Annotated in this window: 12 protein-coding genes; 6 read left to right on the top strand and 6 right to left on the bottom strand. The window is 69.0% G+C overall.

All coding sequences use genetic code 11. The features are described 5' to 3' along the window. Positions 1-256: 256 nt before the first annotated feature. The gene (locus tag ACZ54P_RS16450; protein ID WP_465462617.1) at positions 257-1,966 is read right to left on the bottom strand and encodes an ABC transporter family substrate-binding protein; all 1,710 of its coding nucleotides are present in this window, start codon (positions 1,964-1,966) and stop codon (positions 257-259) included. Positions 1,967-2,195: 229 nt separating this feature from the next. Between ACZ54P_RS16450 and ACZ54P_RS16455 the strand changes: the two genes are divergently transcribed. Further along, a complete protein-coding gene (locus ACZ54P_RS16455; RefSeq protein WP_465462369.1) occupies positions 2,196-3,569 on the top strand; it encodes an MFS transporter in 1,374 nt (457 codons plus the stop codon). Positions 3,570-4,047: 478 nt separating this feature from the next. Here ACZ54P_RS16455 and typA read toward each other — a convergent pair whose 3' ends face one another. Then, positions 4,048-5,970, bottom strand: coding sequence for a translational GTPase TypA (gene typA, locus ACZ54P_RS16460; protein ID WP_465462370.1), 1,923 nt, complete (start codon positions 5,968-5,970; stop codon positions 4,048-4,050). A 221-nt stretch (positions 5,971-6,191) separates the two neighbouring features. Here typA and ACZ54P_RS16465 point away from each other — a divergent pair, with 221 nt between their 5' ends. Further along, a complete protein-coding gene (locus ACZ54P_RS16465; RefSeq protein WP_007028942.1) occupies positions 6,192-6,350 on the top strand; it encodes a hypothetical protein in 159 nt (52 codons plus the stop codon). A 20-nt stretch (positions 6,351-6,370) separates the two neighbouring features. Here ACZ54P_RS16465 and ACZ54P_RS16470 read toward each other — a convergent pair whose 3' ends face one another. Next, the gene (locus tag ACZ54P_RS16470) at positions 6,371-6,670 is read right to left on the bottom strand and encodes a YciI family protein (RefSeq protein WP_465462618.1); all 300 of its coding nucleotides are present in this window, start codon (positions 6,668-6,670) and stop codon (positions 6,371-6,373) included. Between the two features lie 313 nt (positions 6,671-6,983). Here ACZ54P_RS16470 and trpS point away from each other — a divergent pair, with 313 nt between their 5' ends. After that, a complete protein-coding gene (gene trpS, locus ACZ54P_RS16475; protein WP_465462371.1) occupies positions 6,984-7,949 on the top strand; it encodes a tryptophan--tRNA ligase in 966 nt (321 codons plus the stop codon). A gap of 86 nt (positions 7,950-8,035) precedes the next feature. Here trpS and ACZ54P_RS16480 read toward each other — a convergent pair whose 3' ends face one another. The 3 genes from ACZ54P_RS16480 to ACZ54P_RS16490 form a co-directional block, all read right to left on the bottom strand. Then, positions 8,036-8,425: a (deoxy)nucleoside triphosphate pyrophosphohydrolase gene (locus tag ACZ54P_RS16480; protein ID WP_465462372.1), complete on the bottom strand. Its 390-nt coding sequence runs from the start codon at positions 8,423-8,425 to the stop codon at positions 8,036-8,038. 65 nt (positions 8,426-8,490) lie between these two features. After that, positions 8,491-9,825 (bottom strand): ATP-binding protein, encoded by a 1,335-nt coding sequence (locus ACZ54P_RS16485; protein WP_465462373.1) that lies wholly within the window; start codon positions 9,823-9,825, stop codon positions 8,491-8,493. Further along, complete coding sequence (locus tag ACZ54P_RS16490) at positions 9,822-10,550, bottom strand: response regulator transcription factor (RefSeq protein WP_465462374.1); 729 nt, start codon at positions 10,548-10,550, stop codon at positions 9,822-9,824. The genes ACZ54P_RS16485 and ACZ54P_RS16490 overlap by 4 nt, the downstream gene beginning before the upstream one ends. 145 nt (positions 10,551-10,695) lie before the next feature. Here ACZ54P_RS16490 and ACZ54P_RS16495 point away from each other — a divergent pair, with 145 nt between their 5' ends. From ACZ54P_RS16495 to ACZ54P_RS16505, 3 genes are read left to right on the top strand one after another with little or no spacing between them, the layout of a single operon-like run. Next, positions 10,696-11,787, top strand: coding sequence for a LolA family protein (locus tag ACZ54P_RS16495; RefSeq protein WP_465462375.1), 1,092 nt, complete (start codon positions 10,696-10,698; stop codon positions 11,785-11,787). Then, positions 11,784-12,779: an ABC transporter ATP-binding protein gene (locus ACZ54P_RS16500; protein WP_465462376.1), complete on the top strand. Its 996-nt coding sequence runs from the start codon at positions 11,784-11,786 to the stop codon at positions 12,777-12,779. The genes ACZ54P_RS16495 and ACZ54P_RS16500 overlap by 4 nt, the downstream gene beginning before the upstream one ends. Then, complete coding sequence (locus ACZ54P_RS16505; RefSeq protein WP_465462377.1) at positions 12,776-13,654, top strand: ABC transporter permease; 879 nt, start codon at positions 12,776-12,778, stop codon at positions 13,652-13,654. The genes ACZ54P_RS16500 and ACZ54P_RS16505 overlap by 4 nt, the downstream gene beginning before the upstream one ends. The last annotated feature ends 9 nt before the right edge of the window (positions 13,655-13,663 follow it).

A 13,663-nucleotide genomic window follows, 5' to 3' on the forward strand; every position in this document is an offset into this window, starting at 1 on the left:
GAGATCGGAACAGGACCCCACACCGCTCCGGTGAGATGGCCCGGAGCCTATGACACGCCAAGCAACCTCATTTGGCGCACTGCGGGTGCACGCTAGAAAGGAAATGCACGAACAGTCACCAGTTACGGGGCGATCGTGACCAAAGGGTAACTTGCGGCTGACTTCAGGAAATATATTGGTTACCAGGAGGAATCGGTCCGCCACTCGAACGTGCCGGGAAACGTCACCCTCCGGCGCGAACTCGATCGCGAATCGGCTACTTCGGACCCCGCGTCCAGTTCACCGCCGACCCGAAAGGGCCCACCATAGGAGGACCAGCGGTTACTCCGGAAATACCAGAGCCGATGGCGAGGGTATCGGCCAGCTGGAACAACGGAATGGCCACATTCCGGCGCCACAATTCCGGTTCGAGGGTCGAAAGCGCGTCGGCGGCGGGCGTGGCGCCGGTCAGCGCGGCGTCGATCGTCGGCTGCAGGGCCGGGTCGCAGAAGCCGAGCGGGTTCCCCGGCACGACGGCCTTGGTCTTGTCGGCGAGCTGATCAGGACGGCAGCCGAAGACGGACGCCAGCACCGACGCGACGTCCGCGCCGCCGGTGGCCTGGCCGATCACGGCGATGTCGATGCCGACGTTGCCCGCGCCCTCGGACGTCGTCTGCTGGACGCCGTTGAGCACCGGCATCGCCAGCAGCGTCGAGAACAGCTCCCTCGGCTGCGGCGCGATCGCGTTGACCTCGATCCCCGCGGCCACCAGTTGCGCCGTCAGCTCCTTGGCGATCGTCGCGTACGGCTCCTGCTTGGCGGGCGAGGCGACGACCAGCGAAAGGTTCTTCCCGTTCTTGCGCCAGGTTCCGGCTTCCTTGGTGTATCCGGCGGATTTGAGCAGTTCCTCGCCCTTGGCAGGATCGGGCGCCGACGGCGGGCCCGGCGACGGGATCGTCGGCTGGAAACCGGTTCCCGACGGGACGCGGACCTGCGCGTCGGCACGGAGTTTGTCCGACGGGCCGCCGTCCGCCGTCTCGGTGATCAGCTTGCCGCGGTCGATCAGCGCGGTGACGCCTTCGCGCACCTTGGGGTCCGACAGCGTCGGACTCACCGGCCGCAGGAGGATCTGCGCGACCGTCGGCCGGGCGACCGTGTGCAACTGGACGGCGGAACCCAGTTCGCCGAGCCGTTTGAGGCCGGTGGCGCCGGTCCTGGTCATCACGAACTGGTCGTTGCCACTGCGCAGCGCGGCCAGGGTGCCGTCCTGATCGGCCGCACGCAGCACGATCCGGTCCAGTGCGGAGGGTTTCTCCCAATAGCGCTCGTTGCGCTCCAGGATCACCTCTCCGCGCGCGGTGTCGAGGCTCTTGATCGAGTAGGGCCCGGCGACGGCCGGGAAGGTGGTCGCCAGCGCGCCCTGCCAGCCGCTCGGGGCGTCCTTGAGCAGATGGGCGGGCAGGAGGTTCGCGAACAGCGTCTGCCAGCCGGGGTAGGGCTTGCCGAAGATGACCTCGACCCGTTTGCCGCCCTCACGCGACTGGATGTCGGAGATCAGCCGGTAGCCCGCGGCGCCGATCACGCCGGGCTGGTCGCGCATCGCCTCGCGGAGGTACGCGAAGTCCTCGGCGGCGATCGGCGCGCTGTCGGACCAGGAGGCGTCCGGCCGGATCGTGTACGCGACCGTGAACGGCTGCTGCGAGACGACCTCGGCGGACTTCATCAGGTTCTTGTCCAGCTCGACACTGCCGTCGTCCTTCGGGCGGAACACCGACGGGAGCAGAAGCTGCGAGAGCGCCGACGTCACCTGGGACGCGTCCGCGAGGTTGTGCGGGTTGTAGCCGCCGAGAATGGTGTCGACACCCACCACGACCTGCGAAGGCGTCTTCGTGGTCGAGGAGCTCACTGGGGAGGCCGAGGAGCTGACCACGGGCGGGGGCGGCGTATTGCTGCAGGCGGCGAGGAGCACGGCCGCGCACGCCAGCATGGGCGCCGCTGTGGTCACTAACCGCACGCCTGAATCCTCCTGATTTGTCCCTCGCCATGCTGCCACGTCGATCCGACCGCCACAGCGAGATTCCCATATCGGCCTGGCCGTCGCCCGACCGGCTTGAATACCACCCATCCGGTGGACGTGCGGGAGGCCCGTGAGGTTCCTGCTCAGGCCATGGGAAAACGCTTAGCCGCGCGAAGTAGTCGGCCACTAGCTTGCCGGGGTGACCAAACGCGCGCTCGTCCTCGTGATCGTGCTCATGTCCACGTTCACCTTCCCGCTGACCATCACGGGCGCCTCGGTCGCCCTGACCGACATCGCGGACGACCTCGGCGCCGGCCTCGCGGCGACCCAGTGGGTCGTCAACGGGTACAACGCCTGCTTCGCGAGCTTCCTGGTCTTCGCGGGTTCTCTGGCCGATGTACTGGGCAGACGCCGGATCTACGTGGCGGGCCTCGCGTTGTTCGTCGGTGGCGGGATCGGCTGCACCGTGGCGGGGAACATCGTCGTGCTCGACGTCGTCCGGCTGATCGCCGGAACCGGCGCGGCCGCCGCGGTGACCGGCGGGCTGGCGATCCTCACCGAAACCTTCCAAGGCGCGGCGAGGACGCGGGCGTTCGGCTTGGTCGGCACGGTGCTCGGGATCGGGCTCGCGTTCGGGCCGTCGATCGGCGGCCTGCTCGTCGATCTGCTGGGCTGGCGGGCCGTCTTCGGCGCACCGGCCGTCGTGGCGGCGCTCGTGCTGGCCCTGACGCCGCTTCTCCCGCGAGTTCCCGGGACATCCGGGCGCCGGGTCGACTGGGCGGGCGCCGCGCTCTTCACGGGCGCGATCATGCTGCTGATCTTCGGACTGGTCGAAGCGGGCGATCTCGGCTTCGGGCATCCGCTCGTCGTCGGCGCCCTGGTGCTGGCCGTCGTGCTCGCGGTGGTCTTCCCGTTCGTGGAGCGACGGCGGGCCGATCCGCTGTTCGATCTCGCCCTGCTGGCCAACCGCGGCTTCACATCGCTCGCCGTCGCGGCGGGCGCGCTGGTGACCATTCTGGTGCCGTTGCTGGTCTACCTGCCGTCGTACCTGATCGAGGTCCTCGGGCTCGGCGCCGGGGAAGCCGGGCTGTGGCTGCTGATGCTCACCGCGCCGACCGTGCTGTTCCCGACCGTGGGTGCCGCGCTGGCACGGCGGCTGCCGTCGTCGTGGTTCGTCGCGGGCGCGGTGGCCGTGAGCGGCGCGGGCGCCTTTCTGCTGATGACCATGAACTCCGCGTCCGGGGCGCTCTCGTTGCTCGCCCCGCTCGTTCTGGCGGGGACGGGCACGGGATTGACGATGGGATTGCTGGACGGTTTGGCAATAGGTTCCGTCGGCCCGGAACATTCCGGAACGGCGGCCGGAATGTTCACCACCGCACGATTGGCGACGGAAACGATCGCGATCGCGGTTGTCGGCGCCGTTCTCGCGTCGATTACCGGGGGGAAGCTCTCCGGCGAGTCCTATACCGACGCATTTCGGATCGTTTGTTTCGCGCTGGGTTGTGTCGGCGTTCTCGGTACGGCGGCCGTTGCCGTCCTCTCGCCGCGTCGGGAAGCCGTTCCGGTGATGTGAACGGCGGTCCTAAAAGGAGCACAAATCGACGGAAAAACGATTCTTCACATTAAGAGCCCGGATGACTACTTAGCGTTACACCGATGCGAGGGAGGCGAAGCTGTCGCGGCGGAACTCGCGGGCAGTGACGCTGGCGGCGACTGTCCCGCTCACGGCTTCGCGGTGTTGACGGCGGAAGCGGACTCAACGACGACCCGACAGTCCATAAAGGACACCTCCCGAGGCCCGGGTGTCCGATTCAGGCACTTTGCGCGGTTTCCCTAAGGGGTCGTGAGAGCTGATGAGCGTTCTGGCCAAGGGCGTTTCAGACGCCTACGGCGAGTGGATCCGGTAGTGCCTTCCCAAGTACATGATGGTCCCCTTCCTTGCGCCTGGCGCAAGGAAGGGGACCATCATGTACTTCCCGCCGCACGCCGAAGGGGCGCCCCCTCACGCTGAGTGAGGAGACGCCCCTTCGGCGCGTTTACGGCTTCGAGGATCAGCCGCGGTTCTTGTTGCGGTTGCGCTCCTTGGCGCGCTGGTTGACGTCCAGCGTGACCTTGCGGATCCGGACGACGTCCGGCGCGACCTCGACGCATTCGTCGACCGAGCAGAACTCCAGCGCCTCTTCCAAGCCCATCTTGCGCGGGCGGGCCAGCGTCTCCATCACGTCGGCGGAGGACTGACGCATGTTGGTCAGCTTCTTCTCCTTGGTGATGTTGATGTCGAGGTCCTCGGAGCGCGGGTTCTCGCCGACGACCATGCCCTCGTACACCTCGGCGCCCGGCTCGACGAAGAAGGTGCCGCGGTCGGCCAGCTGGATCATCGCGTACGCGGTGATCGGGCCGGAACGGTCGGCGACCAGGGAACCGGAGTGGCGGGTGCGGATCTCGCCCGCCCACGGGAAGTAGCCCTCGAACACGTGGTTCGCGATACCGGTGCCGCGGGTCTCGGTGAGGAAGTCGGTGCGGAAGCCGATCAGGCCGCGCGCCGGGAGGACGTAGTCGAGCTTGATCCGGCCCGAGCCGTGCCCGCCCATGTGCTCCATGCGGCCCTTACGGGCGGCGAGGAGCTGCGTGATGCCGCCGAGGTGCTCTTCCGGGGCGTCGATCGACAGGCGCTCGAACGGCTCGTGCAGCTTGCCGTCGATCATCCGGGTGACCACCTGCGGCTTGCCGACGGTCAGCTCGAACCCTTCGCGGCGCATCTGCTCGACGAGGATCGCCAGCGCCAGCTCGCCACGGCCCTGGACCTCCCAGGTGTCGGGACGCTCGGTCGGCAGCACCTTGATGCTGACGTTACCGATCAGCTCCTGGTCCAGCCGGGCCTTGACCAGCCGCGCGGTGACCTTGTCGCCACCGCTGCGGCCCGCCAGCGGCGAGGTGTTGACACCGATGGTCATCGAGATCGCGGGCTCGTCGACCGCGATCCGGGGCAGCGCCTCGGGGTTCTCGACGTCGGCCAGCGTGTCGCCGATGGTGATCTCGGGGATGCCGGCGATGGCGACCAGCTCGCCCGCGCTGGCCTCGGTCGCCGGGACGCGGGTGAGCGCCTCGGTGACCAGCAGCTCGGAGATGCGGACGTTCTGGATGGTGCCGTCCTCGCGCATCCAGGCCACGGTCTGGCCCTTGCGCAGGTTGCCGGAGTGGATGCGGATCAACGCGATCCGGCCGAGGAAGTTCGACGCGTCGAGGTTGGTGACCAGTGCGCGCAGCGGGCCTTCCTTGTCCGCGAAGGGCGGCGGCACGTGACGCATCAGGGTCTCGAACAGCGGGTCGAGGTTCTCGCTCTCGGGCACCGCGCCGTCGGCGGGCTGCTCGAGGCTCGCCTTGCCTGCCCGCGCGGACGCGAACACGACCGGCAGGTCGAGGATCGCGTCGAGGTCGGCGTCCTCGATGTCACCGGCGAGGTCGAGGAGCAGGTCGTGGGTCTCCTCGACGACCTCGGAGATCCGGGCGTCGGGGCGGTCGGTCTTGTTGACCACGAGGATCACCGGCAGGCCGGCCTCGAGGGTCTTGCGCAGGACGAACCGGGTCTGCGGGAGCGGGCCCTCGCTGGCGTCGACCAGCAGGACGACGCCGTCGACCATGGCGAGGCCGCGTTCGACCTCACCACCGAAGTCCGCGTGGCCGGGGGTGTCGATGACGTTGATCGTCACCGGACCGCTCTCGGTCTCGCGGTGGATGGAGGTGTTCTTCGCGAGAATGGTGATGCCCTTTTCCCGCTCGAGCTCCCCGGAGTCCATCACGCGGTCGACGAGTTCGGCACGCTCCTCGAAGGCCCCGGACTGCCGGAGCATCGCGTCGACGAGGGTCGTCTTGCCATGGTCGACGTGTGCGACGATGGCGACGTTGCGCAGGTCGGGCCGTGTCTTGCCGGAATGGCGGCCGGCATCGACTGCGGTGGCGCTGGCTGCGGGCACGCGAAGGCTCCAAAGGTTTCAAGTTCGGGTGTGGTGCCCGCGCCGCCTCGAAGGCGCACTCACGCGATCGAGTAACGTCGGCCGACTTTGGCCATACGCGGACCACACCAGGGTACCTGTAGCCGAACTGTGAGCACCCCCACGCCCCAAGATCGGTTAGCCTCACCTAACGTGAGGAGCCGAGGCGGGCGTCGCCGACGAAGTCCGACGAGGAGCCACGAGTGGGCAAGAAGCTACCTGACGACCCGCACAAGCTCGTCCGCAAGTGGATGAAGTCCGGCAAGGTCAAGAAGAAATGCTGCCGGTCCAAATCGCGGTGCGGCAAATGCCCCGTTCTCGCACTGAAAAAGGCGAAGACGAAGATCGCGAAAGCGGCCTGATCGGGCGTCGTGAAAGATTTTCAGCGCACCACCGCCTCGTTGACCACCCGCAGTTCCGGAGCGGTGCGGGTCGGCGAGAATTCGATCACCTCGTAAGCGGCCATGTGCTTGATCGAAAAGGGGTCGGTCGCGAGGATCGCGTCCAGCTTTCCCCTGGTCATGAGCCTGGTGACGAGGACAGAGCCGATGCGCGGATTGCGTCTGCCGGAGGCGAGGAAATTCCCGCGCTCGTATTGTTTGGTCAGCCAGTCGGCGTGCTCAGGCAGCGCGTAGTCGATTTCTTCGATGGGTGCGGTGTAGGTCAGCAGAACGACATAAATGAGATGAAGGCGGACCCGAATCTCCACTGTGACAGCCGCACCGCCCTCGCCGATATGAAGTGTTGACGCGAACGTCGCGTTTCGTCCTCTGGATGCGGTGGTTCGGCGTCGAACCACCGCATCCAGAGGACGAAACGCGAGGGGTGCGCTAGCATCGTCGGCATGCGCGCGCAGAACGCCCAGTGGTGGCCGCCCTCCGGCGGCCCCGAAGTCCTGCGCTGAACCAGACGAGCGCACCACCAGGCCGCCCCACCGGGCGGCCTTTTTCGTGCCCGGACCCTGGGGCGGCCCGAATCCGGAAGGAAGAAGGCAGATGATCAGGTTGTCCGGGATCACCCCGTCCGGCCACGTCCACGTCGGGAACCACCTGGGGGCCATCCGGCGCTGGGCGGACGAGGGCGGGCCGGATGACCTGTACTTCGTCTCCGACCTGCACGCCATGACGACGTCGCACAACCCGGCGAAACTGCGGTCGATGGCGGCCGAGCAGCTCGCCGTGCTGATCGCGGCCGGGATCGAACCCGACCGCGTGTTCGTGCAATCGGACATCGCTCGCGAGCTGGGCGCGCTCAACTGGGTCCTGGAATGCACCTGCAACTACGGCGAGGCCGCCAGGATGATCCAGTTCAAGGACAAGTCGAAGGGCCGCGCCGGGGTCCGGCTGTCCCTGCTGACCTATCCGGTGCTGATGGCGGCGGACATCCTCCTGCAGGGCGCGGACGAGGTCCCGGTCGGCGAGGACCAGCGGCAGCACGTCGAACTGGCCAGGACGCTGGCGAAGCGGTTCAACTCCACCTACGGCGAGGTGTTCACCATGCCGAAGGCGGTCCTGCCGCCCGCCGGGGCGCGGATCATGGACCTCTCCGTGCCGACGCGGAAGATGTCGAAATCGACCCGCGAGGAGGCCGGGGTCGTCTTCGTCCTCGACGAGGCCGACCAAGTCCGGCGGAAGGTGAAACGCGCGGTGACCGACGGCGGGTCGAAGCCGGTCTACGCGCCGGAAACCCGGCCGGGGATGGCGAACCTGCTGGACATCCTCGCCGCCTGCGTCAAGGAGAAGCCCGCCGTCCTCGCCGATCAGTACGCCTCGTACGGCCAGGTGAAAGAGGCCGTGGCGGAAGCGCTGATCGAGGAACTGCGGCCGGTCCGGGAACGCGCCCTGGCGCTGCTCGCCGACCCCGGGGAGCTGGAGCGGGTCCGCAAGGCGGGTGCCGTCCGGGCGGCGGAACGGGGCGAGCACCGGGTCCAGTCCGCGCTGCGGCTCATCGGCGCCGGCTGAACTCGCGTGCGTGTGTCATGAGGGGTCCCCATAGGACGAAGTTCGTCCTATGGGGACCCCTCATGACACTTGGCGCGAGGTGAAGCTCACGCGGGAACGAGCAGGGCGTGCAGCGCGGGCAGGAGTACGCGGTCGGCGGGCAGCCAGTCCAGGTCGTCGAGGTCGCGCGCGGAGACCCACCGGACGTCCTTGTGCTCCACCGCCCGCGGCTCGTCCCCCGCCGAGACCAGCGAAGCCGCGTAGATCCGCAGCACCTTCCCGCCCGGCAACGGGACGTCGTCGCCGACCCGGCTCCCGACCGTCACCGCGACGTCCAGCTCCTCCACGCATTCCCGCGCCAAGGCGGCCTCGTCACTTTCGCCGTCCTCGACCCGGCCGCCCGGCAGTTCCCATTGCCCGGCGTGGTCGGCGGGCCAAGCCCGCTGCTGCGCCAGCAGCTGTCCGTTCCGCACGATGGCGGCGCCCACGATCACCACGTGGCACACCATATTCTGGTCCGTGAAGGCCTCCTTCCCTACCTTGAGAGCAGGGAAGGAGGCCTTCACGGCCGTGCCGCCTGCCAGACGATCTGGAAGCGGGCCCCGCCGTCGGGTGATTCGCCGACGCGCACCCGGCCACCGCGCCGCCGGACGGCCTCGGCGACCATCGCCAGCCCCAGCCCGGTGCCGCCGGAGGACCGTGCCCGCGAATCGGAAACGCGATAGAACCGGTCGAAGACACGATCCCGGTGTTCCGGCTCGATACCCGGCCCGTCGTCGTCGACCACCACGCGCACGGTGGAGCGTGCCGCGAGCACCGACACCACGATCTCGCCGCGCGCGTACCCGCAGGCGTTGCGCAGCAGGTTGCTCAGCACCAGTTCGACCTCGGCGTGCGTGGCCAGTGCCCACGCGGTCCCGACGGTTCCGGTGACCCGGATGTCCGGCGCGTCCGGAGACGACCGTGCCAACCTCGCGACCACCGCCCGCACCTCGCTCACCAGCTCGACCGGTTCCGAGGGCGGGACCTCCCCCGCGTCCGACCTCGCCAGCGCCAGCAATCCGTCGAGCAGCGCGGAAAGCCGTTCCGCCTCCTCGAGGATGTCCGACAGCGTCTCCTGGGCGAGGTCGGGATCGGGGTTGGTGACGGCGACCTCGGCCTGCACGCGGATCGACGCGACCGGCGACCGCAGTTCGTGCGCCGCGTCCCCGGTGAAGCGCCGCAGCCGTCCGGCACTCTCTTCCTGCCGGGCCAGCAGCGCGTTGAACTCCTCGGCCAGCGCGCGGAGTTCGTCGTGCGAATCCGGCAGCGGCAGCCGCGCGCCCGGCGGGAGCGCCCGCACCGACCCGCGCATCCGGGCCACCGGCCGCAGCGCGAACCGCACCAGCAGCCATGTCGCGATCCCGGCGCCCACCGCCCCGACGGACGCGACCACGAACAGCCAGAGACCACCTGAGTGCACGGCCGTCGCGAAACCGACCAGTCCCGCTCCCGCGACGACGAGCCGTTGCTGCCCGTCGGGCGCGGTGACCACGGTCCCGGCCCACCGCCAGCTGTGCTCGCCGCCGGTCGTGATCGGCTCCCCCGCCTTCAGCGCGCGGACCTCGGCGGGACCGAGATTCGCGGGCGGCAGGCCGTCCACCGGCCCGCCCCCGGTGTCGAGTACGCGGACGGTGACCGCCGATCCCGACGGCGTCCTGCCCGCGGCGACGTCGGCGGTCGCGGTCGCCAGCTGGGCGCCGAGTTCGTCGTCGACCGAGTCGATGAGCAGCGGCCGAAGATTGTCACCGGCGACCGCCGCCAGCCCGAGCAGGAAACCGAGCGTGACCGCGGCCGCGAGCAGGGTGATCCGGACCTGGAGCGAACGGCGGCGCCACCAAGACGGCGAGCCGATCACCCCTGTCCCACCGGAGCGATGACTTCGTCGAGCTGCGCGTCCGAGGCCAGATAGCCGTGCCCGCGCACGGTTCGGACGAGGGCGCCGCCGCCGACGGCGTCGAGCTTGCGGCGCACGTAACCGACGTAGACCTCGACGACGTTGCGGGTCGCGGCCTGCTCGTCACCCCAGACCGCGCGGAGCAGCTCGTCCTTGGTCACCACCGTGCCCGCCCGGCCGGCCAGCACTTCGAGCAGCGCGAACTCGCGTGGGCTGAACGCGACCTCGACACCGTCGTAGCGGACCTGCCGCAGGCTCCGGTCGACTTCGAGCGCGCCGATCCGCAGCGGCCCGCGGATCGCGTCCGGCGAGGCGCGCCGCAGCACCGCGCGCACCTGCGCGACCAGGACGACGAACGAGAACGGTTTCACGAGATATCCGTCGGCGCCGAGGTCGAGGCCGTCGGCCTGGTCGACCTCGCCGTCCTTGGCGGAGATCATCAGCACTGGAGTGGTGACGCCGATCGCGCGCAGCCGTTCGAGCACGCGGTAGCCGGAAAGCCCCGGAAGCATGATGTCGAGCAGGACGACGTCGAAGGAGCCCGTCTGCGCGAGCCGCAGGCCGCTGGGCCCGTCCGCCGCCGTGACCACGTCCATGTCCTCGGCGTGCAGTCCGCGCTGCAAGGCTTTGCGTACGCCGGGTTCGTCGTCGACCACCAGTACTCGAGGTTTCACGTCACTCATCATTCACGGTTTCACCAGCTCACGCGCGAGCTCTCAGCGCCATCTCAGCTCCGGCGGTGAAGTCTGAGTGGTATCTCAGCGTTTCCGGGGAAGCGTTGTCGCCAAGACCCGAGCACACTCCGGGTTCGGGGAAGCAGGGAGAGACAGCATGGATCCGAAGAGGAAGGCCATCACCGCGGCGGTGGTGGGGACGGCACTGGGTGTCGGCGGGCTCGCCGTCGTCGCGATGCCGGCCACCGCGGGTGACGCGCCCGTCTTGCCGCAGATCAGCGCCGAAGAGCTGGTGCAGTCGACGCTCAACGCGAAGCCGTTGGCGTTCGACGGGAAGGTCAAGGTCGACAACGACCTCGGCCTGCCTCGGGTCGGCAACGCGCTGCCCGGCGCGTCGGCGCTCAGCATCGACTCGGCACAGGTGTCGACGGACGGTGCGGGCAAGAGCAAGATGTCGCTCACCGAAGGCTCCAGCCAGCAGACCATCGTCCGGAACGGCGAGACCGTCTGGGAGTACAACTCCAAGGACAACTCCGCCACCAAGATCACGATCCCGCCGGAACTGGCCAAGGAGCACAAGACCAAGGCCGACGGTCAGGCCGTCGACCCGGCCACGGTGGCCTCGGAACTGCTCGGCAAGGTGCGGGAGAGCAGCACGATCGCCGTTGACGGGACGTCGTCGGTCGCCAACCGCGCCGCGTACGAACTGGTGCTGACGCCGAAGCCGACCGAGCGGACGCTCCTGCGCGAGATCCGGGTCGCGATCGACGAGCAGACGCGGATGCCGCTGCGCGTGACCGTGCTGGCCAACGGCACCTCCTCGCCGGCGTTCGAAGCTTCGTTCAGCGAGATCAACTTCGCGAACCAGCCCGCGTCGAACTTCGAGTTCACCCCGCCGAAGGGCGCGAAGGTGACCGAGAAGACCGCCGAGATCGACCCGAAGGACCGTGAGCTCGCCGAGCAGGCGAAGAGTGACGTCAAGGTCGTCGGCGACGGCTGGGACACCGCGATCACCGGCAAGATCCCGGCCGACGCGCTGGCGAAGGCCGGAACCGCGAAGGACGGCGAAGGCAACCAGGTCGACCCGAAGGCGCTGCTTTCGCGGTTCGCCAAGCCGGTCAGCGGTGCCTGGGGCAGTGGCTGGCTGGTGACCACCAAGGTCGGCACCGGCGTGCTGACCGACGACGGCCGTTACGCCGTCGGCGCGGTGCCGGAGCAGGTTCTCTTCGAGGCCTTGGCCGCGAAGTGACCACCACGTTCGTAGCCGGAGCGGACGTCTCGCAGGAGGCGTCCGCTCCGGCGGTACCCATGGCGGCCCGCACCAGGGGCCTGCGCAAGGTCTACGGCCGCACGGTGGCCGTGGACCACGTCGACCTCGACGTTCCCGAAGGCGCCGTGCTGGGGATGCTCGGCCCCAACGGTTCGGGCAAGACGACGACCATCCGGATGCTGCTCGGCCTGGTACGCCCGACCGAGGGCGAGGTCGAACTCTTCGGCAAGCGGATGCCCGACGAGGCGGCGCACGCGCTGCCCGACGTCGGCGCGCTGGTCGAAGGGCCGGGCTTCTATCCCTTTCTATCCGGGCGGGAGAACCTGCTGCGCGTGGCCGCGGCCGAGCCGAGGCTGGCGGCCGCCGGGATTCCCGGCGCTGTCGACTCGGCGCTGGAGCGGGTCGGCCTGACCGACGCCTCGACCCGGCGCTACAAGGGGTATTCGCTGGGCATGAAACAGCGGATGGGGCTGGCGAGCGCGTTGCTCGTACCGCGGCGGATGGTCGTGCTCGACGAGCCGACCAACGGCCTCGACCCGGCCGGGACCAGGGAGATCCGCCGGATCATCGGGGAACTGCACGCCGACGGCGTCACCGTCCTGGTGTCGTCGCATCTGCTGGCCGAAGTCGAAGCGACCTGCACGCACGTCGCGGTGCTCCAGTCGGGGAACGTGATCGCCCAGGGCGAGCTCGCGGAACTGCTGGAGTCGGGGAACGCGGCGCTGCTGGTGCGGACGCCGGACGCCGAACTCGCGGTGGAAACGTTGCGGGAGAACAGGATCGGCAGCAGGCTGACGCCGGACGGCGTCCGTGTCGATCTCACCGCCACCGAAGCTCCCGACGTGCTTCGACACCTGGTGACGGCCGGGGTCGCGGTGCACGAGGCGGCGAGGGCGCGGACCGGACTCGAAGATCTGTTCGCCCGCCTGACCCAACCCGAGTCCACTGTAGACAGTGAGGGAGAGTCGTGACCCACGCTCTGGCCGCGGCACCCGCGGCGCGGACCGGCCAGGACAGTGTCGGCCTGCTTCGGTTGTATCGCGCCGAACTGCGCTGGATCTTCCGGCGGCCCCGCACCCTGGCCGTCCTGGGGCTGCTCGCGCTGATCCCGGTGATCATCGGCGTCGCGCTGACGCTCGTCGACGACGTGTCCGGGCCCAACGGGGGGCAGAGCGACGACGGGGCCTTGCTCGCCTCCGCGGTCAGCAACGGTTTCGTCCTCCCGGTCGCGGCGCTCACCATGACGCTGGCGTTGCTGCTCCCGCTCGCTTCGGCGATGGCGGGGGCGGACGCGATCGCCGGTGAAGCGGCACACGGGACCTTGCGGGGCTGGCTGGTCGCCCCGGTCGGCCGCGGCAGGCTGCTCGCGATCAAGGCGTTCGGCGTCGCGACGGTTTCGACGATCGCGGTACTGGCCATGACGTTCACCGGTTTCGTCACCGGGCTCATCATCAGCGGCACCGATTCGATGTTCACCCTCACCGGCTCGACGTTGAGCGTCTGGGACGCGCTGGGCCGCATCCTGCTCGTGGCGGCGTGGGTGGTCCTGCAATTGTGGGCGGTCGGCGCGGTCGCGCTCGCGATCTCGTCGTTCACCGAACACCCGATGCTGGTCGTCGCCTCGGTGCTGGCCGGGACGATCGTGTTCACCATCCTCGGGTTCCTGGACGCGGTGTCGTGGCTGCATCCGTTCCTGCTCAACGAGAACTGGTCGCAGGCGCCGGCATCGGTACTGATGGATCCCATCGACACCACGATGCTCGGCGAAGGCGCGCTGCGCGCCGCCTGCTACATCGCCATCGGGCTCTCGATCGCCTACGCGCGCCTCACGACGCGGGACGGCTGACTCTTCGTG

Source organism: Amycolatopsis sp. NPDC034160 (assembly GCF_055575355.1).

What these genes read in the sequence shown, in the direction of transcription:
- ACZ54P_RS16495 (WP_465462375.1), top strand. Translation starts at nt 10,696, where the DNA reads ATGGATCCGAAGAGGAAGGCCATCACCGCGGCGGTGGTGGGGACGGCA.
- ACZ54P_RS16450 (WP_465462617.1), bottom strand. Translation starts at nt 1,966, where the DNA reads ATGCTGGCGTGCGCGGCCGTGCTCCTCGCCGCCTGCAGCAATACGCCG.
- ACZ54P_RS16490 (WP_465462374.1), bottom strand. Translation starts at nt 10,550, where the DNA reads ATGATGAGTGACGTGAAACCTCGAGTACTGGTGGTCGACGACGAACCC.
- trpS (WP_465462371.1), top strand. Translation starts at nt 6,984, where the DNA reads ATGATCAGGTTGTCCGGGATCACCCCGTCCGGCCACGTCCACGTCGGG.